This window comes from Chitinophaga niastensis (genome assembly GCF_003014755.1).
In the GTDB taxonomy this organism is placed as follows: Bacteria; Bacteroidota; Bacteroidia; order Chitinophagales; family Chitinophagaceae; genus Chitinophaga; species Chitinophaga niastensis.
The window spans coordinates 1036847-1061112 of sequence record NZ_PYAW01000001.1 but is presented as its reverse complement, the minus strand read 5'-3'; the positions used below and the strand labels follow the sequence as shown (position 1 = coordinate 1061112).

The window sequence follows — 24266 nt, the reverse complement described above, 5'->3', positions numbered from 1 at the left end:
GGAATCCAGTCCTGGGTTTCATTTCCGTGAACGACGCATTATTGTTCGTAAACAGCGGATAATGGATAATATGTTATTATATTAAGGAAATAATAATATTATAATAATATAGAATTATATATTTCATATATTTATTACTGATTGCAATACAATACTAAACGAAGAAGCAATGATTATTTATTAAAATTAATTATGCTATGCGTTGACCGTTGTTTACAGTCTTATCTGGTTGTAAGAGCACTACTTCTTTATTTTCGCCTACAACACCCAGAACCAGGCATTCGGACATAAAGTTTGCGATTTGTTTCACGGGAAAGTTGACTACCGCCACCACTTGTTTACCTATTAATTCTTCTTTTGAATAGAGCTGTGTTATTTGGGCAGATGATTTTTTGATTCCCAGTTCCGGCCCAAAATCTACCTGTAATTGATACGAAGGGTTTCTCGCCTTTGGAAAATCGTTGACCTCTACGATAGTACCAGCCCTTATTTCCACTTTTTTAAAATCCTGCCAGCTAATAGTTTCCATTTTCTTTCTATTGTTTCAATTAAATATAATAAACCCTTTTCACCTAAGCAAACCATGGGATATTTACACTTATTGCCGGTTATCTGACAACAAACTGGCATAATTATTGGTTTTAATATTACAAATTTTAGGTTAAAAAATAGGTTAAAGCGAAAGAACCCCACCTGCAGAGGTGGGGTTCTTTCGTTGATACATTTGTGTTGGTTTGAATTAGTTAAGTGCGGCTGTACTATCCTGAACAGTAATAGGTCCGCTTACTTTTAAGATTTTCTTCTGGCTGAAATCCTCGTTGGCTTCCAATCCCCAGCCGTGCAGTGAATCGGTAGGTGTTTTGATAAATACTTCCTGGGTAGAGTAAAATATTTTTCGTTTAGGATCCCAGTTTAACTCTTTGGTATCCAGCCTTTCCCCTTTTTTATTGATCACTATTACACTATCAGATAAAAAAACGTCGCCTTCGTCCTCCAGGTATTTGCCATGTTTGGCAGAGAGCGTGCTTTCCAGTCCCAGCGTATCATTGTACATAAATACTTTAAGCCCGTTTTTGAATGCCACGTAAGATGGCTTATCCAAGCTACGCTCCATGGAAGGTGCCATGAGCTTTGCATTTACTTTTCCGCCCTGACTGAAGATGGTAATGATGTCCACGCCGTTTTCAGTGGCTGCTTTTTTGGAGTCAAACTCCATTACAGCCTGTATATCGTTTTCGCAGCTACTAACGGCAACGGCTATGAGAAGATATAAGATGGTTCTTTTAATCATTGGTTATTTCCCCCCGGGGAGATAATTTAAAATATTTCCAAATATACGATGGAGGACTATAACGTAAAAGTGGAATGCTTTTTTTATCGCATTCCACTTTTACAATTCATTTATAATATGTTGATATACTATTCGTATTTACGTTTGATAAACCACTTATCGCTCAATGTAAATCCTACTGATACGCGGTAGATATTTTCTTTCAGCGCTGTTTCATTAGTACCACGGTGTGCTACTTCAAAAGCCAGGTTAATCATGCTATACTGATTGGAGTAGGGCAGTCGGCGTACCGGTAAACCAGCACCTACTGTGAATCCCATCAGTGGCATATCCTTACCATTCAACTTCAGGTAATCCAGACCATAGTAGGCACCCAGGCGATAAGCTACCCTGTTCCAGTAACCGCTCAGGGCTGTAGCATTGGGAACAATTTGTCCGCCCACAGATACTTTCCATGCATTTTGGAGAGAATCCTTGTTGCCGAAACTTCTGTAGTCACCCCATTGCGTAGTATTGAAATCCATACCAATCATCCATTTGTCGTATTTGCGGAGCATGATACCACCTGCAAATTCAGACGGGAATGTTACTGTACCTCTGTCGCCTTTAATATATTGAACCGTATCCTGATTAGTGAAATTACCGGTAGACGAGTTATATAATAAAGTTTCGGTCAGTTTTTCCTGGCGTGCATGCATATTTTGTTTCAAACTTCCGGATGCTCCGAAAGTAAGATCCATATCCTTGGCCACTTTGGCTCTGTACTGCAAACCGAGCTTATAGAAAAAGCTGCTGTAGCTGGTACGGTTCAAATGATTGGAAGCATATATATCGCTGGTAGGATAAATAATGCGGGTATTGGTTTCAACGTTACCGAAGGAGTAGCCCAGGTTAACCCCAACGCTGAGGTTACCAAAACGAACACCGGTACCGGCGTATAACTGATAAAGTCCGCCGCTACCTTCATATTTGTTGGTCAGTGGTAGTTTCAGTGTATCGAAGAAATTTCCGGTAGATGGTTCCTGAATATTATAGGATACCCTTGTTACCGGGCGCAGTCCAATATTAAGTCCCCATTTGTTTTTGATAACAGGAATTCCCAACTGCAGATACGAAAGTGTTCCGAAACCGGAATTGAACTTTGCGTTCTTATCCGCAATTGATCTGGAACCGCCTTCTATACCAATATCAAATGTGGTAAGCAACAGACTTGAATAGCTGGCCGGATTAATAAAATTAACAGACTGCGGATCGCTATAGGCCTGAGAAACACCACCCATGCCACGATTAACGGTATTCTGGTTGTTATTCAGGTCTCCTAATCCGTAGCGGGAATATGGTGAATTATCCTGTGCGATAGCTTTGTTTGCGAGCAGGAATAAACATCCAACCAAGCAAAGAATACTGACTTTTGTCCAATGCATTTAGTAACAGAATTGAGTTTTAAGCCCTTATTCCAGTGAAAATACGGGTCTGCAAATATCTACTTTTTAAGGCGGGAAGCAAAAAAATCCAAAAACACACCTGTTAAATGCACGTTAAAGTTGAAGGATTTAACCGCTAAAAGCTTTACCTGACAAGCATCTTAATAAAAATTATAAATTATCAGCGGAGAGATTTCTAAAATGCCCATTTAGCTTTACACGCTCTTTAAGCCGCTCCATTTCCGCCATCATAGGGATTACTTTGTGTAAATGCCGCTTCAGGTACTCCAATCGCTGGGTTTCATAAAAAAGATGGAGTAGTTCGTATTCCTCATCCAGCGACAATCCCGCATGATGTGCCAGGTCGTAGGCCGTTAGTTGATCATCTTCTTTTTTAAATGTTTTATGTACCTGTAAAATGGCGTGCAGTTCCCGTACCCCATGCAATACCTCCTGCAACAGCCTTGAACTGCCCACTTCATAATTTTCCGGATAATTTACAATGGCCCCTGCATACAACTTATCAGGTATATCTATTATATGTTCCAGCATTCTGAACACGCCAATACCAAGTGTTACAATATCAGTTTCCCCGTTATCGTAGGTGGTTTCTATCCGCTCAATCTCCACCAGCGTACCATATTCCATAATTTTCTTATCTATTACCACAGGAATACCAAATGGTTTCTTTTCCACTACACATTCAGCGATCAGTTGTTTGTAACGAGGTTCAAAAACATGCAGATTCAGCTGTTCTCCCGGATATACCACCACACCAAGCGGAAATATGGAAATGAAATTGGTCATCTTAATAAGTAGTATTTTGCTAAAGTTAAAAAATCATCTGTCATCTGGTGTCGTTAATCTGCTTATTAGGTCAACAGTATCTATATATTAAATAAAAGAAATACCTTTATAGATAACATTATTACTTACTCGCAAACATGCTAACAGCCACATCCACAATATCATTGTTGATTTCTACATACAATTGGCCTGCAGCCTTAGCTTTATGTCTTAACAGCATTAAAACACAAACAATCCTTCCCACAGAGGTTATCATTGCTGATGATGGCTCTAGAGAAGAAACCAGAGAATTAATAACTAATGTAAAAAAGAATTTCCCGGTGCCTATTATTCATGTATGGCAGGAAGATAATGGCTTCCGCCTGGCTAAAATCAGGAATAAGGGAATAGCACAGTCTACAGCGGACTATATTATACAAATAGACGGAGATCTGATACTGGACAAACATTTTATTGAAGATCATATGATGCTGGCAGAAGAAGGATTTTTCATCACCGGAAGCAGGGCTTTATTATCTGCCCAAACAACTAATAAATTATTTCAGGATCCAAATATTCCTATCAGTTATTCTTCTACCCCATTCAGTCATTTATTTAATGCAATACGTTGCGCGCCACTATCAAGATTTTTATCTAAGCGATATAAAGTAAGCGGCCACTACAAATATTATGTAAAAGGATGTAATATGTCGTTCTGGAAAAAAGACCTGATTACCGTAAACGGCTATGATGAAAATTTTACTGGTTGGGGCATGGAAGACAATGATATTGCTGTAAGACTGCTAAATGCAGGCGTGCAGAAAAAATTCATCAAGATGGGTGGTGTAGCCTTTCATTTATACCATCGTGAAAACTCCAGGGGAAAACATCAGGAAAACAGTATACTGGTGAAAGCAGCTGTGAGTAGCAAAAAAATAAAAGCTGAAAAAGGAATACTGGAATACTTAGTTCATTAAAGTGTACACATGTACCAGCCATTTATAGACGGACTGTTGAATGGAAATATTAAATCGCTGGCCCGGTGCATTTCCCTGGTAGAAAATGAGGCCGCCGGCTATGAACAGCTGCTGGAGCGGCTTCCGGCTAACAGCCACACAAAAGTAATAGGCATTACCGGACCTCCCGGTGCCGGTAAAAGTACACTGGTAAACGCCCTCATCACTCACTTACTGGAGCAGCAAAAAAGCGTTGCTATTATTGCAGTAGATCCCTCTTCCCCATTTAATTTCGGTGCCTTACTGGGCGATAGGATCAGAATGAGCCAGCACTTTAATAATCCACTCGTATTCATCCGCTCTATGGCCAGCAGAGGTGCATTAGGCGGTTTAAGTCCGAAGATTATAGAAGTAAGTGATATCATCAAAGCCGCCGGATTTGATTATCTCTTTATTGAAACAGTGGGTGTAGGACAAAGTGAAGTAGAGATAGCGGGGATTGCTGATACCACCATTGTAGTGGTTGTGCCCGAAGCCGGTGATGAAATACAAACGATGAAAGCAGGCTTGATGGAGATTGCAGATATTTTTGTTGTAAATAAATCTGACAGAGATAGTGCGGATGCCTTTGTAAAAAACTTACGGCTACTATCCCATAGCAAGCACCATGGCGGATGGGAGATACCTGTTATCAAATCTGTTGCTACCCAACAGGAAGGGATATACGAAATTACAACGGCTATCAACCAGCATCATGAAATAGTTTCTCACCAACAGCACCGACATACTTTACTCCTTACTGAAAAAGCTTACCAGCTTATCCAGCATCGCCGTATGAAAGATGTAAGCAAACAACAATTACAACAGGAAATAGCACAACAGGTACAACAAAAAACGTTTAATCTTTACCGTTATATAAGCACCAAAAGCTGACTGCACATATCCTATATCCCAAAACATTAGCGCAATTTTACTACCTTTGCCCCATGCGTTTTTCTTCATTTGGCATATCTATCGCTTACGCAGTTTTTAATTACGGCCTCTGATTCAGAGGGGACGGGCATTTCATGCCCCTAACTTTTTTGCACTTTATTTAATCACTTATAAATCTGGTATTATGCCTTGGTTATTCCTAGTCATTGGTGGACTATTTGAAATAGGTTTTACTATTTCCTTAAAGTATTCTGAAAATTTTTCAAAACTATGGCCGTCTGTAGGCTTTTTTGCCTGTATAACGCTGAGTTTCCTTTTCCTCAATAAAGCCATTAATGGTGGATTACCAATAGGCACCGCTTATGCAGTATGGACTGGTATTGGTGCCGCAGGTACTGTGATAGCTGGTATGATCTTTTTTAAAGAGCCTGCAGCTGTATGGCGTATATTTTTCCTGGTAGTACTGATAGGCTCTATTATAGGATTAAAATTTGTATCCGGTCACGAATAAATTACTTACGAAAGCGCAAAGCGTTCATCCGCTTTGCGCTTTTTCTTTAATAAGAAAAAGGAGCTGCTGTAAGCAGCCAGGCAAGCACAACTGAGTGGTAGTGCAGCGTCTGTATGATGGGTTATTTCTACGGCAAAGATCACCGCCGTTAACAATGCACGCGAAGTGCCCGCAAACATGGCGCTCATACCTATCAGCACAGCCACTGCGGAATTGATAACTACTGAAGGAAACGCCAATTGTATAATCACCCCTATTAATAATCCTATTGCTCCACCTATTATCAGCACAGGTGTAATACCACTACCCGTTTGATTACCACCGGAGAAAAATAACCAGGAAACAAGTTTCATAACGCTCAGCATAAAGAGCAATGATAACGTTACATGTGCATGTAACAGATCATTGATATAGCTGTTGCCATCTCCCAATGTTTCCGGTGCGTAATAGCCCGTAATACCTACTACCAGGGCCGCCAGGAGGATGAACCATTTGCTGTATCCCGTTAGTTTCTCAAACAACTGCTGAATTACCCCGGAAGATTTTATTATCAATACCGACAGCAAACCAATGAGCAAACCTGCCGCCGTGTAAGCAACAATAGCTATAAGATTGCCAGCGGGGCCATCTGTCATATTATAAACAGGATCAGCCCCACGAAAAAAATAGCAGGAAACTGCACCCACCGCAGATCCCATGATTACAGGGAGTATGCTGCATAAAGTCCATTCTGTAAGTAATACTTCCAGTGCCAGGAATATAGCGGCCAGTGGCGCTCCGAATAACCAGGACATTCCACTGCAAACACCTGCAACAAAAAGGATATAATTTTCTGTTGGTGTGAGGCGAAATAATTTTCCTATCCATGCACCCAATGCGCCGCCTGCCATCATTACCGGGCTCTCAATTCCCATTGGTGCACCTGTACCAATTCCAATAGTGGTAGCCAGTGCTTTGAGAAAAGGAGAAGTATGTCTTGTGATAAAAACAAACAACAACGCACCTGCCACAGGAATTAATATTACTGCTGCGTTGAGGTTATGATTTGCAGGAGAAGTTGTTTCTATATGGTTATTACCATAAAATACCCAAGAGGTGATCATACCTGTTATCCACGATATAGCCTTTGCCAGGAGAATGCCTGTTATTGCAGCCACCAGGGCCAATACTGAAAGATATAATGCACGGGAAAATCCTGTTTGCCGGCCGGTTGTTTCATCCGATTCCGGGCAGGGTGATAAAACGGGGATTACCGGTAAGCCATTTTTGTTTATATTGTATAGTATATTCTTCATGCAGGGTAATTATTGCGCAAGTTGTCAAAGCTATATTGTTCCCATCACAATCTCAAATGATTTTAATAATATATACAATTACTAACGTAATGCAGTACACGCTGTTTGAAAATTTTTTTAGTTAGGAAGCCTTACTATATTTGTACATAAACCAATCTCGCGCGAAACCAAAATGACAGAGTATGAATGACGCTATGCAGCACAATGCTGCAAGACCAGACCCCCCAAAAGCCTCACTGGACGCACAAACATTGGTACGATTAAAGAGAATGCTGTTATTTACCAATGAGGATGAGCAGTACCTGACAATGGCCGGGGCAATTCTGATGGATCATACGGATGATATCCTGAACAACTGGTACGATTATATGCTGAAGAATAATTATTTAGCATACTATTTTACTAAAAAGGGAGAACCGGACACGGGCTATCTTCAAACACTTCGTCCACATTTTCGTAAATGGATACATGGATTATGTACGCGGCAGGAAGGTACTACCTGGTGGCAGTTTGAGGAGCGGATTGCTGCCCAGCTACAACTGAAGAATACTCCAGGCGATAACCTCGAGCCTTTACCCATGATATTCCTGCGTTACTTATCCACATTTATTTATCCTGTTGCAGAGGCAGGCAGATCTTATTTAAGCAGACATGATCATCCGGCGGCAGAAGTAGAGCGGATGCACCAGGCATGGTTTAAAGCCGTAAGCTTCAGTGTGCTCTTATGGGTATATCCCGATGGGCTGAATGCCCCATTTTAGTATAGCCGTTTACGTTAGCATTAAAAATGTACTTTGTTATGGAAGTTGCCGTTTTCGACACGTATGTTAAAAAGAAGGATGGGGGATATATGCATTTTGATATTATAGTAACGAAGGAAACAGGATTTGAGCAGGTGCGGGAATTTGGTAACGCTTATCTGCTATCAAAGTCGTCTACAGGCTTATTCATTTCTCAGAAAGACTGTCGCTTTTGCCATGTTACTGATATAATTCCCCGTTGGGAGGAGCAAATACGCCGGCAGGGATATTATATCCATGAGCTGGAAGGATGTCATTAGTACATGTTACTAATATGCTATCCAATTGGTCATAATCCGGGATTACCCTTGTGAATGAGGACAGGAATGTCACTAATATGCTATTTACACCCAAACATTTATATTGTACCTTGCCCCCTGAACTAACTATTAAGGACAGCAGCAAGAAAAAATATGGGGAAAGTTTCCACATTCAGCCCCGCACAGCAGGCAGAAAACACATCGAGCAAAGTAGTAGCCTCACTGGAGCGTTTATCAGAGGCCTTTCGTGTACTATTATGGCAGGAGGCCACACAGTATGGACTAAGTCCCATACAGATTCAGGTACTAACTTTTTTACTCCATTATCCGGAGGAAAAACGCACTGTAACTTCTTTGGCATTGTATTTTAACATGACCAAAGCTACCATCAGTGATGCTGTAAAATCTTTAGAGCAAAAAAGTTACCTGGTCCGCAAAGCGAGTACTACAGACACGCGCAGCCACACGTTGCACCTAGTAAAAGAAGGTAAAGCCATTGCTAAAAAAGTAGAGCGCTTTGCCAATCCCTTACAGGAAACAGTGGAAATGTCGTCTCCCAAAGACCAGGGGTTATTACTGGAACAGTTGATGCAGCTGATCTATCAGCTTAATCAACAGGGAGTGATCAGCACGCAGCACATGTGCTTTAATTGTCAATTCTACACTGTTAAGAAAGGCCATTATTGCACCCTGATAAAAACGCCTTTAAAATCGGGAGATCTCCGGGTAGATTGTCAGCAATTTGAATTGAGAGAAGAAGAAGCGTAACCTGGTAATGTAGCAAAAGCAAGTCGTCGTTATTGTATCCGGGGCAACTGACAGGTCATTTCATTATCTCCTGTCACAAAACCAAACTGTTCATACAATTTACGTCCATCTTTACTCGCATGCAGGCTTACTTTGCCGGTATTGCGCTGCCGGGCTTCGTTCATAATTTTTTCAAATAATACCTTTGCTATGCCCTTGCGGCGGTAGTGGGGGAGCGTGTATACGTTCAGGATGTAGGCTACTTTGCCTTCAAGGTTGTGGTATAGTGGTGGCTGGTTATAAAAAACAATGCCGGCGCTTGCCACAACTTTGCCATCCATTTCTGCAAACCAGTTTACAAAATCATCTTTCAGCAGATGTTCTTCCAGGTACACTTTTAAATTATCCAATAAAACGGCATCCCCGGAGATATCTGCATTGGGGTATATTTCTTTCAAAAATCGGAGGCGTAAATCTGACAACTGCAGGACATCAGCGATCGCTGCTTTTCTGTAGGTAATCATAGTTCTTTTGGGTTATACGCTGTTTCAGGCTTCCTTATTGCTTCTCCACCACCTAAAAGCCAGAAAGCCTATAATTGCAAGTGGTGTTAATGCCAGCATCAAAATACCATTATTCAGGCCCTTTGCAGGTCCTTCTCCTAGCTGTTGCGCTGTTTTAGTACACAGGGAACACTGCGCCATTAAAGGCCCGTTCATCACCATTAAAACTCCTGTAAGTAACAACAAACACCACTTCTTCATAGTATCATTATTTGATCAGACAAAATTAGGTCATCTCTCTTAAAAATATTTCTTAATTATATCAATGGTAGTAAGGGGAAATCATGATATAAACAATTACACCGGTTATTGCTACATAGAACCAGATAGGCCAGGTTATACGGGCTATTTTACGGTGACGGGGAATATCATTCTGAAAGCCGCGCAACAGCGTAAACAGCACCAGCGGAACAACGATACCAGCCAGTACAATATGCGTAAGCAACAGGAAATAATAGATATACCGAACGCCTCCCAGCGCAGCCTTTTCAGTTGCATCCAGCACACCATCGTGGTTCAGGTCACCAAAACGGGTTTCCGGCGCCATAGCATGATAAGTAACATATGAAAGCAGGAATATGGCAGACAATCCCACTGCGATTAAATTAATCGTTTTATGGGCTTTTACCTGTCCGTTTTTTATGAAGTATAAACTGGCTAACAACAACACTGCTGTAGCAGAATTGAGGATAGCATGGAACAACGGTAATATCCTGATATCAAAGCCTGGATGCATTTCCGGCTTGGGTAAAAAGAACAACAACGCTACCAGCGAAGGAATTGCTATCGAAACGATGGCGATAGGTGTATTGAGATTCTTATTTTTAATTTCCATGATGCACTAAAATGTAAAAGGTGAATAAAGAAAGGTGAACACCCTTCCTTATTCACCTTTCACACAATATATTTTTATCAGCCGCCTGAGAAGAGTTTTTTCAGGAACTGCATAAATCCCGGACGGTGCCTGTCTTTCGCAAGATACAAGGTAGCTATATCACTAGCACATTGTTTTATTGCATTGGAATCCAGACCGTTATAATATCCTCTGATATTTCTGTTTTTATCTATCAATACCAATTTCTCAGTATGAACGAAATCATCCGGGCCGCCATCGCCTTCTGTAACAGATACAAAAAATTCATGTCTGGCCAGGTCGTAGATTTCTTTCTTATCACCTGTCAACAGCCACCAGTTGTCCGGATTCACCTGGTAGTCATATGCGTATTTACGCAATTTTTCTACCGAATCCCTTACCGGGTCTACTGAAAAGGAGAGTATCTGCAGTAAAGTATCATTCTTTAAGTAGGCACTCTGGATCTTTCTCAGGTTTTTAGTTAAAGTAGGACAGATACCCGGACAGGAAGTAAAAAAGAAATCAATGAGTAATACTTTTCCTTCCATATCCTTTAGACTTACTTTCTGACCAAGCTGGTTGGTCATTTCAAAGTCCCTGACTTTATGAAAAACAGTATCGTAGGTAATGCTGCTGCCTTTCGTAATAGTATCCACTCTTTCGGGAATATAATAGCCCGGAATAGGCACCACGTTTTTACCGTAATGATCTACAATGAGATACCCTGTAAGTGGCACCAATATAGCCAATGCAACTCCTAATATAGCCCTGCGAGAGATGATCCTGATAATTTAACTGTGAAACTAATAATGTCCGTGACCTTCTTCCTTTGAAGGCGCTTTAGGCGCCTCCTGGGGAGTACCTGGTTTCAGGTCTTTCCTCATGTTCTTCCAGGAATCACCTTCATAAAGGAAAGCAACAATAAACCATACGAACAACAGTAATGGAATTAATATGGTTAAAATGAGATTCTTAATCTCCTGACCCAGGTGCATGAATTCTGCAACGATATAAAAAGCCTTCAGTACGGTAAGACCTACAAATATAGCATTCAGGAACACTCTGCTGGGGAAACCTGTTTCCAGGTGTAAAAAGGCCAGACCTACTTCTACCATTGTAATACACAACAGTATCCAGAATGTTCTCCAGATAGATTTGGTAGCTGAATCACTATGTGCATTTTCATGCCCTGCGGCAGTATGTGTATGCTCCATTACTATTTAAATTAAATAAATTCCAAAAATCAGATTCCAAAATAATTAATAACAAACCTTGTATTATTTCACTTGTCTGTGCTTACAGCAGGTAGAAGCAAGTGAATACAAATACCCACACCAGATCTACAAAGTGCCAGTACAGGCCTACTTTTTCCACCATTTCGTAGTGACCTCTGTGTTCGTAAGTACCTTTCAGTACGTTAGCCAGGATCACAATATTCAGTATAACACCGGAAGTTACGTGCAAGCCGTGGAAACCGGTGATGGTGAAGAAGAAGTTAGTGAAGTTAGTAGAAGCTACCGTACCATCCGTATTAGGGAAAGGGTTACGACCCCACCAGGCACCTTCGTGGAACAGGTGCGTCCATTCCCATGCCTGACAGCTCAGGAAGGCGATACCACCAACGATAGTCCAGGTAAGCCATTTAGCTACTGCTTTTCTATCTCTCATGTGACCGGCATGTACAGCCAGTACCATAGTTACAGAACTCATGATGAGGATAAAGGTCATTAAACTCACAAATACCAGCGGCATGTTGGTCTCGCCCATGCCCGGAAAAGAGCGGAACACGCTATTCGGATCAGGCCAGGATGTGCTGGAAAACCGGATAGTACCATATGCTATCAACAACGCGCCGAAAGTGAACGCATCTGACATCAGGAAGTACCACATCATCAACTTGCCATAGCTCACATTAAAGGGAGAATATCCTCCGGCCCACCATTTTTTCTTCGCTGTAACTGCTGTATCCATTGTTTGTTTTATAAAATTTTACAAAGTTTATCTGGCGATACTTAAAAAAATTAACAGGTAAATCCACAGTATGTCCACGAAATGCCAGTATGTTGCGGCTACTTCAATGGGTACTGCGCTATAGGTACGTACACGGGTTCTGTAAGCCCTGCCAAACATAACGAGTAGTGCAACAACACCACCCAGTACGTGCAGCATGTGCACTCCTACGATAACATAAATAAAAGAAGCGGAAACCGGCCCGTTAAGCGGCAGTCCCATAGATTTCAACTGCGTAAAACCGATCCACTGACAGGCTGCAAATGCAACTCCCAGTATAGCCGTCAACGTTATCAGCTGTTTATAACGCTGCATATTTCTTTCTTTGAATTGTTTCAAAGCCAGGTGAATGGTTAAGCTGCTCAATAAAATTACGGCAGTGGATAACCAGAAAATATGCGGCAGTTCAAATGCCAGCCAATTTGCCTGTGATCTTTTAACAACGTACGCACTCGTAAACCCGATGAACATCATGGTTATGCTTCCCATAGCAATCCATAGGGAATATTTATGCGGATGTATTTTTTTACGTTGTTCTATAGTCATTGTATCCATCACTCCTCTAATTTCTTTTTAAACTTTGTCCAGCAACTGTGCCAGCTGAATAACGGTCAGATAAATATAAGATCCGAACATCAGCTTCCGTGCTGCAGGAACATCATTTTTTCTGTAGAGGTTAATAGCCCGGTACAGAAAAAATATACCTGCAAGAATGGCCACTATGGCAGATATACCACCAGTGATCTTTAACAGGTAAGGTGCAACACCAGCAGGTATCAGCAGTAAAGCATACGTAGCTGCCTGTAGGGCGGTGAACTTATTAGGTTCTCCGTTAGCAGGCAGTAGTTTGAAACCAGCCCTGGTATAATCTTTATGTGCAATCCAGGCGATAGCCCAGAAATGCGGAAATTGCCACAGAAACTGGATCGCAAATAAGGACCAGCCACCTTCGCTCAGGTTATTGGCGCCAGCTGCCCATCCGATTAAGGGAGGCAAAGCACCAGGAATAGCACCAACTAATACCGCCAGCGAATTCCATTTCTTCCACGGTGTATATACGAAACCGTATAACACCAGTGATACCAGGCTCAGAACAGCACTTAACAAGTTGAAGCAATACCCCATGATAAAGATACCTGCCAAACCGGTTATTATAGCTAATGTCACCGCTTCTCCTTCACGCATCCGGCCCGAAGGCAGCGGACGCGGAGCTGTGCGCGCCATTAACTTATCCGTTTCTTTTTCCCATATCTGGTTGATGGTGTTAGCTGATCCGGAAACCAGTAACCCACCGGCAAATAATAAAAGAACTTTCACTAAATTAAACTCCACACCCGGCACCAGCAGATAACCCACTACAGATGAAAATACCACCATGAAAGTGAGATTAAACTTCATTAACTGAGAGTAATCTTTCACCTTACTAGCGATTGCGTATGATGACGACAATTTTATGGAGTTTTCTTGCAACATTTTTTTTCTAGCCACATTCCGGGTTTATAGTCCGGAACAAATTTACAAACATCACAGTGAACAAGATACCGGAAGGCAGATTTTTCTACCTGCCGGCATCCTGCATTATATTTTAGTGCGCTGATTCGTTAGGTCCAATTGGTTCCGTTTGAGGAATGAAATCTCTTCCATCCTTGCTGTAATCGTAAGCCCAACGGTGAACTTCAGGAATTTCGCCAGGCCAGTTACCGTGACCGGCATGAATTGGAGTAGTCCATTCCAGCGTAGTTGCGTTCCATGGGTTCTGCGTAGTCATTTTTCTACCTTTGAAAATGCTGTAGAAGAAGTTGAATACGAACAACAACTGTACGGCAAACACAAGGATAACCACGATACTGATAAACTCGTTCAGGCCACCGAATTGTTTGAAAGATGACCAACCGGAGATATCATAATATCTTCTCGGCATACCCGCCATACCTTCGTAGTGCATAGGCCAGAAGATCAGGTAAGCACCAATCATTGTTACCCAGAAGTGGATGAAACCAATCGTTTGGTTCATGAAACGACCGTACAATTTAGGGAACCAGTGGTAGATACCGGCAAACATACCGAAGAATGCAGATACACCCATTACAATGTGGAAGTGGGCGATCACAAACATGGTATCATGCAGGTGAATATCAATAGAAGAGTTACCTAACCAGATACCAGTTAAACCACCGGAGATGAAAGTGCTCACAAAACCGATAGAGAACAGGGAAGCTGGTGTAAAGTGGATATTACCTTTCCATATGGTTGTGATCCAGTTAAATACCTTGATCGCAGATGGAACCGCAATTAATAATGTTAAGAGTACGAAGAATGCACCCAGGAACGGATTCAAACCTGTTACGAACATATGGTGCGCCCAAACCAGGAAGGCCAGGATACAGATAGCGAACAGGGAACCGATCATCGCGAGGTAACCAAAGATAGGCTTGCGTGAGCTAACCGCCAGTACTTCAGAAACCATACCCATCGCAGGGAGGATGATAATATATACCTCAGGGTGACCTAAGAACCAGAATAAATGTTGATATAAGATAGCGCTACCACCTTCATTAGCCAGTGCTTTACCAGCAATAAAGATATCGGACAGGTAGAAGCTGGTGCCTGCATGACGATCCATCAGCAACAGGATGAAACCTGACAGCAACACAGGGAAAGACAGTACACCTAACACAGCGGTAAAGAAGAATGACCAGATGGTTAAAGGCATTTTGGTCATTGCCATACCTTTGGTACGCATATTCAGCAGTGTAGAGATATAGTTCAAACCACCCAGCAGCTGAGAAACTACAAACAGCGCCATACTGGTTAACCACAGATCCACACCTATTTTAGAACCGATGGAAGCATCACCCAAAGCACTCAGTGGCGGATACATTGTCCAACCTCCGGAAGCAGGACCTGTTTGAACAAACAGGGAAGTCATCATTACCAGGCTGGCCAGGAAGAAAAACCAATAGCTCAGACAGTTCATGAAAGGGGAGGCCATATCACGCGCACCTATCTGCAGAGGAATCAGCAGGTTGGAGAAGGTGCCGCTCAAACCGGCAGTTAATACAAAGAATACGAGGATAGTACCGTGCATTGTTACCAATGCATAGTAAGCTTCAGGGGAAATACGTCCGCCTTTAGCCCAATGACCCAGGATGCTTTCCAGCCAAGGGAAAGTAGCATCGGGAAAACCTAGTTGCAAACGGAACAGTACAGAAAAGAAAGCACCAATGATAGCCCAAATGATACCAGTGATCAGGAATTGTTTGGCGATCATTTTATGATCCATGCTGAACACATATTTCGAAATGAAACTGTCCTCATGGTGGTGCTCATGATCATGATGATCATGCGCTCCGTGCATTACCTCCTGTTGACTGTGCAATGTTGCTTCGTTACTCATAATCGGTTCGGTTTATTATAAACTAACGCCCGGGAAGTATCGTCGTTTGTCAGTTTGTCTTTATTGTTTTTAATTACTCCGTCAAAAATTCTTCTACACAAAATTACGGCTTACTTAATATTGGAAGCTACTGCTTTTTGTGTGCTATCTGCCTTAGGAGCATCCGGAGACGCTGGTGCGGCAGCAGGATGAGCCAGTCCGTATTGTGGTAATTGTTTTGCTACCCAGGCATCATATTCTGCCTGTGTTTCCACTACAATCACGCCTCTCATAGAGTAGTGACCGTTACCACACATCTGATCGCAGGAGATTTCATATGTAAAATCCGGGTTATCGGTTTTTACTTTCATCTCCTTGGTGGTATACTTAGGTGTAAACCAGAGGGTAGTAGGAATACCGGGCACTGCATCCATTTTCATGCGGAACTGAGGTAAGCCCACATCATGAATCACATCACGTGAACCAATGATAAATTTCACAGGTTTGCGAACTACCAGGTGCACTTCTGTTGTCATAAAGTCATCCTTGTTCAGTTGGTCATCCCAATCCTGGCCCAGTGGGTTGCTGACAGCTTCATCGATTTTCTTGAAATCGCGGCGGCCCAGCTGACCATCTTTACCCGGGTAGCGGATCAACCAGTTAAATTGTTTACCGGTAATTTCCACTACTGCTGCATCTTTCGGTGCTTCAGAAGTTAATTGGAACCAATGTTTCAGACCAAATGCCACGAGTACTGTTAAAGCAATCGCAGGAATAACAGTCCAGATAACTTCCAGTTTATTATTATGTGGAAAGTAAAATGCTTTCTGACCTTCTTTTTCCTGGTACTTAAATGCGAACCAGAATAAAAGAACCTGGGTAATTACGAATACAACACCGGTAATCACCAATGTTACGTAGATAAGGGTATCAACGCCTTCTCCCTGTTCCGAAGCAGATTCGCCCAGGATTTTGCCTTTCAGCAAATCATTACAGTAGTACACTCCTATAAGCCCCAGCACCAGGAATGCAATCAGCAGGAAACCATTTATACGGTTACTTTGCTCGCGCGCTTTCTTTTCTCCCTTCAATATGGACACATATTCGCTCGCCTTCGCAATCTGGAAGATGACTATGAATATGAGAACAATAACTAAGACTGCTAAAAATCCTGACATTGCTATATGAAATAATTAAGTTATCTAATGCTTTTCTATTGCTAATCTCCGTGATCACCCTACTTAGGTGTGGTGAACTATACTTTCTTTCAGGTAAGGATGATTTTTCGGTACCAGTGCAGCTTTGGTAAGTTGGTTGGATACCAGGAATATAATCAGTCCTACGAAACCAAGTCCGAGTCCAAATTCATACCAAGGGAACACCAGGTGTTTAACAGTACCTGGGTAAACCATTTGCCAGAAATCCAGCCAGTGACCAAAGATGATCACGATTGCTATGAATACAACGGCAGTATAGTTACGTTTCGTATCCCGTTTCATCAGGAACAGTAACGGTGTTACAAAGTTTATCAACAGATTCAGGAAGAATATTGGTCTCCATTCACCCCATACACGTGGTTGGAAGTAAACAGTTTCTTCTGGCATGTTGGCGTACCAGATCAGCATATACTGTGAGAACCAGAGGTAAGTCCAGAAGATACTGAATGCAAACATGAATTTACCCAGGTCATGCAGGTGTTCTTCATTTACGAAAGGAAGATATCCGTGTTTTTTCAGGTATACTACAAACAGCGCTATCAGCGCAAGGCCGGATACCCAGGTACTTGCGAATGTATACCAGCTGTACATAGTAGAGAACCAGTGTGCATCAATACTCATCAGCCATACCCATGGAGTGGTAGAACCTACGCTGAGGGTAAAAACTACCAGGAATCCACCGCATACAACAGTATTTCTCCAGAGTAATTTACGGCCTGTTTCAGGGCGCAGATCCCAACCATCTTCTTCGATAGACATTTTACGAAGCTTCATGGTAAAGAATATCCAGAGGCCGAGTGTAAGAATGGTAGCAACAGTAAAGAATCCTTTATTCAGGAAAGCTGATTTCCAGGTCAGGACCTTGTCTTCTGCTACGTGATGTGCATTTACCCAATGGTAGATATCTTCTTTTCCACCAAACACAAGGATCATTACAACTACAAATAAAATGGCTGACAGTACCGGAACTGCCATCGAAATGGCTTCAGGTACACGACGGAAAGCAATCTGCCAACCACCATGTGCGAGGGTAGTAGCTGCTATAAAAAACGTGCTGGCCAATGTAATCAGCAAAAAGAAGCTGCTGTTTTGCAACAGACCGGCCCAAAACCGTGTCGCGTTATCACCATGAAACGCAATTAATCCGATCAATAACGTCAGCAAGCCCACGCCCATTAACACGAAGCTGGTCTTTTTTAATCTTGCCGGTACTACAAATTGGTCTTTCATTACTGTATATTAAAATACTTGATTGAAATTCAGTTTAACTCTCTCTTATTTAGCTGTAGCGCTATCACTAGCAGGAGCAGCAGTCTGGGCGGCAGCACCTGGCTGTTTCGTCTTGATATAAGCAGCTATTTTCCAGCGTTGTTCTCTGTCCAGCTGGCTGGCGTAGCTACCCATCATGTTAAAACCATAAGTCATTACATGAAACAGGCGACCTTCTGAGTAACCGGATTTTGCACCGGCAACCAGGTCAGCAGGTTTTGCAGGATAAGGGCCATTACCATCTTTATACAACGGACCGTTACCATCCAGTTTAGTACCATGGCAGATACCGCAGTAGATATTAAATAAGCGTTCGCCTTCTTTAAGATCAGTTGGTGTGATAGCTAATGGATTTTTAACCAGATTAGCTAATGCTGTATCAGCTTCTTTCAGATGGTAAGGTAATAGTTCACCTCTTTTTACTGTTCCTTCCACAGGTTTCAGGCCTGACAAACGAGCACTATAAAATTCATACGCACGAGATTCAACCATGTCTGGCATATAAATCCTGCCGGGCTTTCTGTTATGCTCCCCTCTGTTACAGGCTGCCAGGAAAGCTCCAGTTGCCAATGCGGCTACAATCAATATGTTGGAAGTCCTTTTCATCAGAAATTATTTATCTAGCTTTCATTAGTGCTTGCTTGCTCAAATCCTAATGTCGCAACTGTATGTTTTAGCTGTTATTGTAATTAAGCGTTTGCGGTATGAACCTTACGGAGATAAGGCTCATCGTCCTTATCAAACCTTCCGAACCACCATCCTGCTTCAGCCTTCTGCTCATTGATACCATGCGCTCCTGCGGATGCGAGGAAACTCTTCACTTCTTCTGCATTGGTTTTTTCGGTCAGTTCTATTACCATTACAAACTTATCATCTGTTTGTCCCGGGTGAAAAATATGCTTTTTCACACCTGGCATTACCTGGCACAGGTAGCAGAAAGTCATCACCATACCTACTGCAGCAAATAATACTGTCAGCTCAAAAGTGATAGGGATGAATGCTGGTAACGGAAAATGCGGTTTACCACCGATATTCAGCGGCCAGTCTACATTAAATACCCAACTCATGAAGGATAATGCTGTAGTAGTACCAGTGATACCATATATGAAACCGGCTGTGTGCAGGCTGGTTTCCCTTAAACCCATTGCATGATCGAGGCCGTGAATAGGAAAAGGAGTGTATACATCGTGCAACTTGTAACCTGCAGTACGTACTTTCTTTACTGCTGGAAACAACACTGCCTCCTCGTCAAACAAGCCTACAACAAAATTTTTAACAGCCATATATTTAAAAATTCAAATTCCAAGTAATTAATTCTCTTAATTCGTCTTTTAGTGCGAGTGTGCAACATCATGCGCAAATTTCTCTGCCGGTTCTTCTTCGTACACTTCCATTTTCTCTTTATAATTCTGACCGGAAGTTTTCAGGATGGCCTTGATTTCAGCCAATGCAATTACCGGGAAATATTTAGCAAAAAGGAAGTAGCAGGTAAAGAACAAACCGAATGTACCCAGGTAGAAACCTACTTCAGGCCAGGACGGACGATAGTAAGACCAGCTGGACGGCAGGTAATCGCGGTACAGGGAAGTACAGATGATTACGAAACGCTCAAACCACATACCGATGTTCACGATGATAGACATCACGAAGGTAACCGCTACACTTCTTCTCATTTTGCGGAACCAGAACACCTGCGGTGTAACCACGTTACAGGTCATCATGATATAGTAAGACCATCCTAACGGACCAGCAGCGCGATATTTAAAGAAAGTAGCAAACTCGTAAGGGTTAGCACCGTACCACGCCATGAATAACTCAGTCAGGTAAGCGCAACCTACTACAGAACCTGTTAATACAATTACCTTGTTCATGGCTTCCATGTGACCAACGGTGATGTATTCTTCCAGGTGTACTATTTTACGTGTAATGATCAACAGTGTTTGTACCATCGCAAATCCGGAGAAGATCGCACCCGCTACGAAGTAGGGAGGGAAGATGGTAGTATGCCAACCAGGAATTACGGAAGTAGCAAAGTCAAAAGATACAATCGTGTGTACAGAAAGTACCAGTGGAGTAGCTAAACCTGCCAATACCAGTGACAGTGCTTCATGACGTTGCCAGTGTTTGGTAGAACCAGTCCAGCCGAAAGAAGCGACACCATATAACAGCTTGCGCAGTTTGGTTTTTGCTCTGTCACGTACGCTGGCGAAATCCGGAAGGAGGCCAGAGTACCAGAACAATAATGATACGGTAAAGTAAGTAGAGATCGCGAATACGTCCCACAGCAGCGGGGAGTTAAAGTTAACCCATACCGGACCGCGGGTGTTAGGATAAGGCAGGATAAAGAATGCCATCCATACACGACCCATGTGAATAATCGGGAACTGACCGGCACACATTACGGCGAAGATGGTCATCGCTTCTGCTGCACGGTTCACCCCTGTACGCCAACCCTGGCGGAACAAGAGGAGGATAGCGGAGATCAGGGTACCGGCGTGACCAATACCTACCCACCATACGAAGTTGGTAATATCCCAACCCCAACCTACGGTCTTATTCAGATTCCATACACCAACACCGAAATAGATCTGCCAAAACACTGAAAATGCGCCGAAGCCCAACAGTGCCAGTGATATAAAAAAGCCTACATACCACAATTTTCCAGGCTTCCCTTCAATGGGACTAATGATATCTTCCGTTACCTGGTGATAATCCTTAACCCCGTCAACTAAAGGTTCTCTCAGTGTGGATTCGTATTTTAAATGCATATTCTATAAGCTTTTAGCTGCTAGCTTCTAGCTACTAGCCCTTGTCTTTTGTTATGATCTCAGATTCTGTAACTCTTTCTGTCTTTTCCTTTAACGATTTCCTGTTAAAGATCATTAAGCGTGATGCGCTTCTTCCTTGTGAGCAGGTTCTTTTTCTGCTTTAGGAGCTGCATCCTTATTTCTGATCTTGGCCAGGTAGCTGATAGAAGGCAGTACGTGTGTTTCTTCCAACACATAGTACAGTCTTTCTGTCTGCATCTCATTACGGATCTTATAGATTTCGCTGTTTTTATCGTTGATGTTACCGAATACGATCGCATCAGCACCGCAAGCTTGCTGGCAGGCAGTTTTAGCAGCGCCATCTTTCAATGGATGACCAGCTTTCTTCGCATCCAGTTTAGCTTCCTGCAGACGTTGTACGCAGAAGGAACATTTTTCCATCACACCACGGCTACGAACCACTACATCAGGGTTCAGTACCATACGGGTGAGGTTATCGTTCATATCAGCAACATCGTACAGGTTATTTTCAAAGCTATCTGCACCGTTCCAGTCTCTCCAGTTGAGGCGACGTACTTTATAAGGACAGTTATTAGCGCAGTAACGGGTACCGATACAACGGTTATAAGCCATCTGGTTAATACCTTCAGAACTGTGGTTGGTAGCACCTACCGGACAAACGTTTTCGCAAGGCGCGTTATCGCAATGCTGACACAGCATTGGTTGGAACACTACCTCAGGATTGTTTTCATCTCCACTGAAATAACGGTCGATACGGATCCAGTGCATTTCATGCGCTTTCACCACTTCTTCCTTACCTACAACAGAAACGTTATTTTCTGCCTGGCAAGCAATGGTACATGCACCACAACCAAAACAGGTGTTCAGATCGATGGACATTCCCCATTTGATACCAGGGTAGCTGTAGTTAGGATACAGTGTACCATCCTTACGGAAATCAGGACCGAATTTTTTCAGTTCCAGCCTGTCTTCGTTCACCTCTTTAGGGTTCTTGATGAACTCTTCGAGGGTGGTTTCTTTTACGATAGGACGACCTTCGTAGCTATTATGGGTTTGTGTTAAACCAAGCGGATATTTTTCACCGGTAGCTTCAACAGTTGCGTCAATTGCGAAGTAATCGAACGTCTGACCATTGTAGCTAACTAACGGATAAGCATTTTTACCGATACCGGCTGCTGCTCTACCAACTTTTTCGCCACGACCGTAACCCACTGCGATAGCGATTACTTCAGGGTGAATACCAGGTACAATCAGCAACGGCAGAACGATTTCCTTACCGTTGGTTTTTATTTTCAATACTTTCTTCTCAGCATTGATTTCGTAGTCGTCACCTAACTGTGTAGAGAAAGTCTTAGCCAGTGTATTGGAAACACAAGCATAGTTATCCCAGGTAGCGCGGGTGATCGGATCAGGCATTTCCTGCAACCATGGGTTGTTAGACAGTTTACCGTTACCGATGGCTACTTTTTCGTACAGTACCAGTTCATATTTGCCACCTTTCTTAGCGCTGTTGATTTTAGCAGCAGCACCGGCTACGTCGCCGGAGAAAGATGCACCACCTAAAGCCGGAGCTGTAGCTGGTTCTACGATACCATCCTGTAATGCTTTATCCCAGCCTTCCTGTCCGCCCAGTTTACTAACCCACTCATTTTTGAGATAGTCAGCCCAGGCAGCAGTGTTACCTGCCCAGGTAAGGAATGTATCCTGTATTGCACGTGTTTTGAACAACGGCAGGATAGTAGGCTGTGCGAAGCTATAGTAACCTGGTCTACCTTCAACATCATTCCAGTTTTCCAGGAAGTGATGATCAGGAGCAACATATTTACATAATTCAGTTGTCTCGTCGTTTCTGTCGTTGAAGGAAACGGAGAGTTTCACTTTCTTCAGACCATCCACAAATTTCTGAGACTCGAAGTAATCGTAAGCAGGGTTAACGCCATAAACCAGTACAGCACCGATGCTGCCTGCGTTCATATCGCTTACCAGTTTTGCCATATCGCTGTCGATACCCTGACGGTAGTTAGACGGTGATGCAAAGTCGATAGTAGTACCGTTTGCACCTACGATATTGTTGATAGCATTTACGATCAGTTGTACATTTACATCGTTGGAACCACTTACTACCAGTGCTTTACCGGCGTTTGCTTTCAGTTCTTTCGCTGCTTTTGCAACACCTTCTTTCAGGCGGCCATCAAGCGCAGGAGCAGTTACGCTACCACCAACAGCTGCCAGCAATGCCAGTGCAACTGCACCGGTTTCAGAAGGCTTATGTGTATATCTTTCATCCGCATTTGCACCGGTCAGGCTCATCGTGCTTTCGAACTGGAAGTGTTTGGACATTTCCGGTTTCTTAGCATTGATCTTACGTGTTTGTGCAAATTGTTTGGAGTATTCAACCGGGTTCAACCAGGTTCCCAGGAAATCAGCACCCAGACTCACTATCGCTTTGGCATTTTCAAAGTGGTAGGAAGGAATAACTTTTTTACCGTAGGAAGCTTCGTTGGCCTGCAGCATTCCGGAATAGGAAACTGCATCGTACACAACGTGGCGGGAGTTTGAATATTTAGCCAGGAACTCGCCGATTACCTTTTTAGTGGAAGGGCTGAGTATAGTGGAGCTTAATAAAACAACAGGAGCACCGCCTAATCCGGCCAGTGCTGCACCTATTTGTTTATCCAGTTCCGCCCAGGTTGTTTCCGTACCACTGATGGACGGGAAACGCAGGCGGGCTACATCGTACAGGCTCAATACAGCGCCTTGTACTCTTGCTGAGGTAGCTCCCTGGGTGATAGAGGATAAGGTATTCCCTTCTATTTTGATAGGACGACCTTCACGGGTTTTCACCACTAAAGGCACATATTCACCATCAATAGAATAAGAAGAAGCATAATAATTGGCTACACCCGGGGTGATTTCTTCCGGTTTGTTTACGTATGGAATTGCTTTCCTTACCGGTGTTTCACAGCTGGCAGCAATTGCAGCAGCAGCGGTGGTGAACCCAAGGTACTTCAGAAAATCCCTGCGCGGGGTAGTAGCATTCAACAGGCCTTCACTCTCAAACGGCAATTCTTCACTGAATTCGTTCTTCACAATTTCCTGATGCGCATCGGTATTGTGCAACTCCTCCAAGCCTTTCCAATACTTTTTTTGCTCCATGTTATATTAACGAGTTACGTTTATAAATTT

26 protein-coding genes are annotated in these 24266 nt (G+C 42.8%); 6 read left to right on the top strand and 20 right to left on the bottom strand.

Annotated features, from left to right (window positions below):
- Positions 1-190 precede the first annotated feature (190 nt).
- From CLV51_RS04495 to CLV51_RS04480, 4 genes are all read right to left on the bottom strand, one after another.
- Positions 191-529, bottom strand: a complete 339-nt coding sequence (locus tag CLV51_RS04495; protein WP_106526801.1) for a tRNA-binding protein — start codon at positions 527-529, stop codon at positions 191-193.
- Positions 530-739: 210 nt separating this feature from the next.
- Positions 740-1291, bottom strand: coding sequence for an LPS export ABC transporter periplasmic protein LptC (gene lptC, locus CLV51_RS04490; protein ID WP_106526800.1), 552 nt, complete (start codon positions 1289-1291; stop codon positions 740-742).
- Between the two features lie 128 nt (positions 1292-1419).
- Positions 1420-2685: a BamG family beta-barrel-assembly machinery protein gene (bamG, locus tag CLV51_RS04485; protein ID WP_106526799.1), complete on the bottom strand. Its 1266-nt coding sequence runs from the start codon at positions 2683-2685 to the stop codon at positions 1420-1422.
- A 201-nt stretch (positions 2686-2886) separates the two neighbouring features.
- Complete coding sequence (locus CLV51_RS04480) at positions 2887-3522, bottom strand: LON peptidase substrate-binding domain-containing protein (protein ID WP_106526798.1); 636 nt, start codon at positions 3520-3522, stop codon at positions 2887-2889.
- Between the two features lie 137 nt (positions 3523-3659).
- Here CLV51_RS04480 and CLV51_RS04475 point away from each other — a divergent pair, with 137 nt between their 5' ends.
- The 3 genes from CLV51_RS04475 to CLV51_RS04465 all read left to right on the top strand — a co-directional run bounded on the left by CLV51_RS04475 (position 3660) and on the right by CLV51_RS04465 (position 5901).
- A complete protein-coding gene (locus CLV51_RS04475) occupies positions 3660-4478 on the top strand; it encodes a glycosyltransferase family 2 protein (protein ID WP_106526797.1) in 819 nt (272 codons plus the stop codon).
- 9 nt (positions 4479-4487) lie between these two features.
- Positions 4488-5390: a methylmalonyl Co-A mutase-associated GTPase MeaB gene (gene meaB / locus CLV51_RS04470; protein WP_106526796.1), complete on the top strand. Its 903-nt coding sequence runs from the start codon at positions 4488-4490 to the stop codon at positions 5388-5390.
- Positions 5391-5574: 184 nt separating this feature from the next.
- Positions 5575-5901, top strand: a complete 327-nt coding sequence (locus CLV51_RS04465) for a DMT family transporter (RefSeq protein WP_106526795.1) — start codon at positions 5575-5577, stop codon at positions 5899-5901.
- Between the two features lie 5 nt (positions 5902-5906).
- Here the strand turns inward: CLV51_RS04465 and CLV51_RS04460 are convergent, their stop codons facing one another.
- Positions 5907-7196 (bottom strand): chloride channel protein, encoded by a 1290-nt coding sequence (locus tag CLV51_RS04460; protein WP_106526794.1) that lies wholly within the window; start codon positions 7194-7196, stop codon positions 5907-5909.
- Positions 7197-7378: 182 nt separating this feature from the next.
- Between CLV51_RS04460 and CLV51_RS04455 the strand changes: the two genes are divergently transcribed.
- The 3 genes from CLV51_RS04455 (at position 7379) to CLV51_RS04445 (ending at position 9024) form a co-directional block, all read left to right on the top strand.
- Positions 7379-7957 carry a protoglobin domain-containing protein gene (locus tag CLV51_RS04455; RefSeq protein WP_106526793.1) on the top strand — a complete coding sequence of 193 codons (579 nt, stop codon included), beginning with the start codon at positions 7379-7381 and terminating at the stop codon, positions 7955-7957.
- A 38-nt stretch (positions 7958-7995) separates the two neighbouring features.
- Entirely contained in the window at positions 7996-8256 is a 261-nt protein-coding gene (locus tag CLV51_RS04450; protein ID WP_106526792.1) for a DUF2024 family protein, read from the top strand.
- Between the two features lie 153 nt (positions 8257-8409).
- Entirely contained in the window at positions 8410-9024 is a 615-nt protein-coding gene (locus CLV51_RS04445) for a MarR family winged helix-turn-helix transcriptional regulator (RefSeq protein ID WP_106526791.1), read from the top strand.
- Between the two features lie 29 nt (positions 9025-9053).
- Here the strand turns inward: CLV51_RS04445 and CLV51_RS04440 are convergent, their stop codons facing one another.
- The 15 genes from CLV51_RS04440 to CLV51_RS04370 all read right to left on the bottom strand — a co-directional run bounded on the left by CLV51_RS04440 (position 9054) and on the right by CLV51_RS04370 (position 24236).
- Complete coding sequence (locus CLV51_RS04440; protein ID WP_106526790.1) at positions 9054-9527, bottom strand: GNAT family N-acetyltransferase; 474 nt, start codon at positions 9525-9527, stop codon at positions 9054-9056.
- Between the two features lie 24 nt (positions 9528-9551).
- A complete protein-coding gene (locus tag CLV51_RS04435; RefSeq protein ID WP_106526789.1) occupies positions 9552-9767 on the bottom strand; it encodes a hypothetical protein in 216 nt (71 codons plus the stop codon).
- A 61-nt stretch (positions 9768-9828) separates the two neighbouring features.
- A complete protein-coding gene (locus CLV51_RS04430; protein WP_106526788.1) occupies positions 9829-10401 on the bottom strand; it encodes a DUF420 domain-containing protein in 573 nt (190 codons plus the stop codon).
- A gap of 77 nt (positions 10402-10478) precedes the next feature.
- Positions 10479-11168 carry an SCO family protein gene (locus tag CLV51_RS04425; protein ID WP_106526787.1) on the bottom strand — a complete coding sequence of 230 codons (690 nt, stop codon included), beginning with the start codon at positions 11166-11168 and terminating at the stop codon, positions 10479-10481.
- A 54-nt stretch (positions 11169-11222) separates the two neighbouring features.
- Positions 11223-11633 (bottom strand): cytochrome C oxidase subunit IV family protein, encoded by a 411-nt coding sequence (locus tag CLV51_RS04420; protein ID WP_106526786.1) that lies wholly within the window; start codon positions 11631-11633, stop codon positions 11223-11225.
- A gap of 82 nt (positions 11634-11715) precedes the next feature.
- The gene (locus CLV51_RS04415) at positions 11716-12390 is read right to left on the bottom strand and encodes a cytochrome c oxidase subunit 3 (protein ID WP_106526785.1); all 675 of its coding nucleotides are present in this window, start codon (positions 12388-12390) and stop codon (positions 11716-11718) included.
- 27 nt (positions 12391-12417) lie between these two features.
- Complete coding sequence (locus CLV51_RS04410; RefSeq protein WP_106526784.1) at positions 12418-12984, bottom strand: cytochrome c oxidase subunit 3; 567 nt, start codon at positions 12982-12984, stop codon at positions 12418-12420.
- 18 nt (positions 12985-13002) lie between these two features.
- The gene (cyoE, locus tag CLV51_RS04405; protein ID WP_245898615.1) at positions 13003-13848 is read right to left on the bottom strand and encodes a heme o synthase; all 846 of its coding nucleotides are present in this window, start codon (positions 13846-13848) and stop codon (positions 13003-13005) included.
- Between the two features lie 166 nt (positions 13849-14014).
- Entirely contained in the window at positions 14015-15826 is a 1812-nt protein-coding gene (locus CLV51_RS04400) for a cytochrome c oxidase subunit I (RefSeq protein WP_106526782.1), read from the bottom strand.
- A gap of 110 nt (positions 15827-15936) precedes the next feature.
- Entirely contained in the window at positions 15937-16983 is a 1047-nt protein-coding gene (locus CLV51_RS04395) for a cytochrome c oxidase subunit II (RefSeq protein WP_106526781.1), read from the bottom strand.
- Positions 16984-17046: 63 nt separating this feature from the next.
- Complete coding sequence (locus CLV51_RS04390) at positions 17047-18252, bottom strand: quinol:cytochrome C oxidoreductase (protein WP_106526780.1); 1206 nt, start codon at positions 18250-18252, stop codon at positions 17047-17049.
- A gap of 45 nt (positions 18253-18297) precedes the next feature.
- Complete coding sequence (locus CLV51_RS04385) at positions 18298-18897, bottom strand: c-type cytochrome (protein WP_106526779.1); 600 nt, start codon at positions 18895-18897, stop codon at positions 18298-18300.
- Positions 18898-18980: 83 nt separating this feature from the next.
- A complete protein-coding gene (locus tag CLV51_RS04380; RefSeq protein WP_106526778.1) occupies positions 18981-19574 on the bottom strand; it encodes a DUF3341 domain-containing protein in 594 nt (197 codons plus the stop codon).
- A 48-nt stretch (positions 19575-19622) separates the two neighbouring features.
- Positions 19623-21059 (bottom strand): NrfD/PsrC family molybdoenzyme membrane anchor subunit, encoded by a 1437-nt coding sequence (nrfD, locus tag CLV51_RS04375; protein ID WP_106526777.1) that lies wholly within the window; start codon positions 21057-21059, stop codon positions 19623-19625.
- A gap of 114 nt (positions 21060-21173) precedes the next feature.
- Entirely contained in the window at positions 21174-24236 is a 3063-nt protein-coding gene (locus CLV51_RS04370) for a TAT-variant-translocated molybdopterin oxidoreductase (protein ID WP_106526776.1), read from the bottom strand.
- Between the last annotated feature and the right edge of the window lie 30 nt (positions 24237-24266).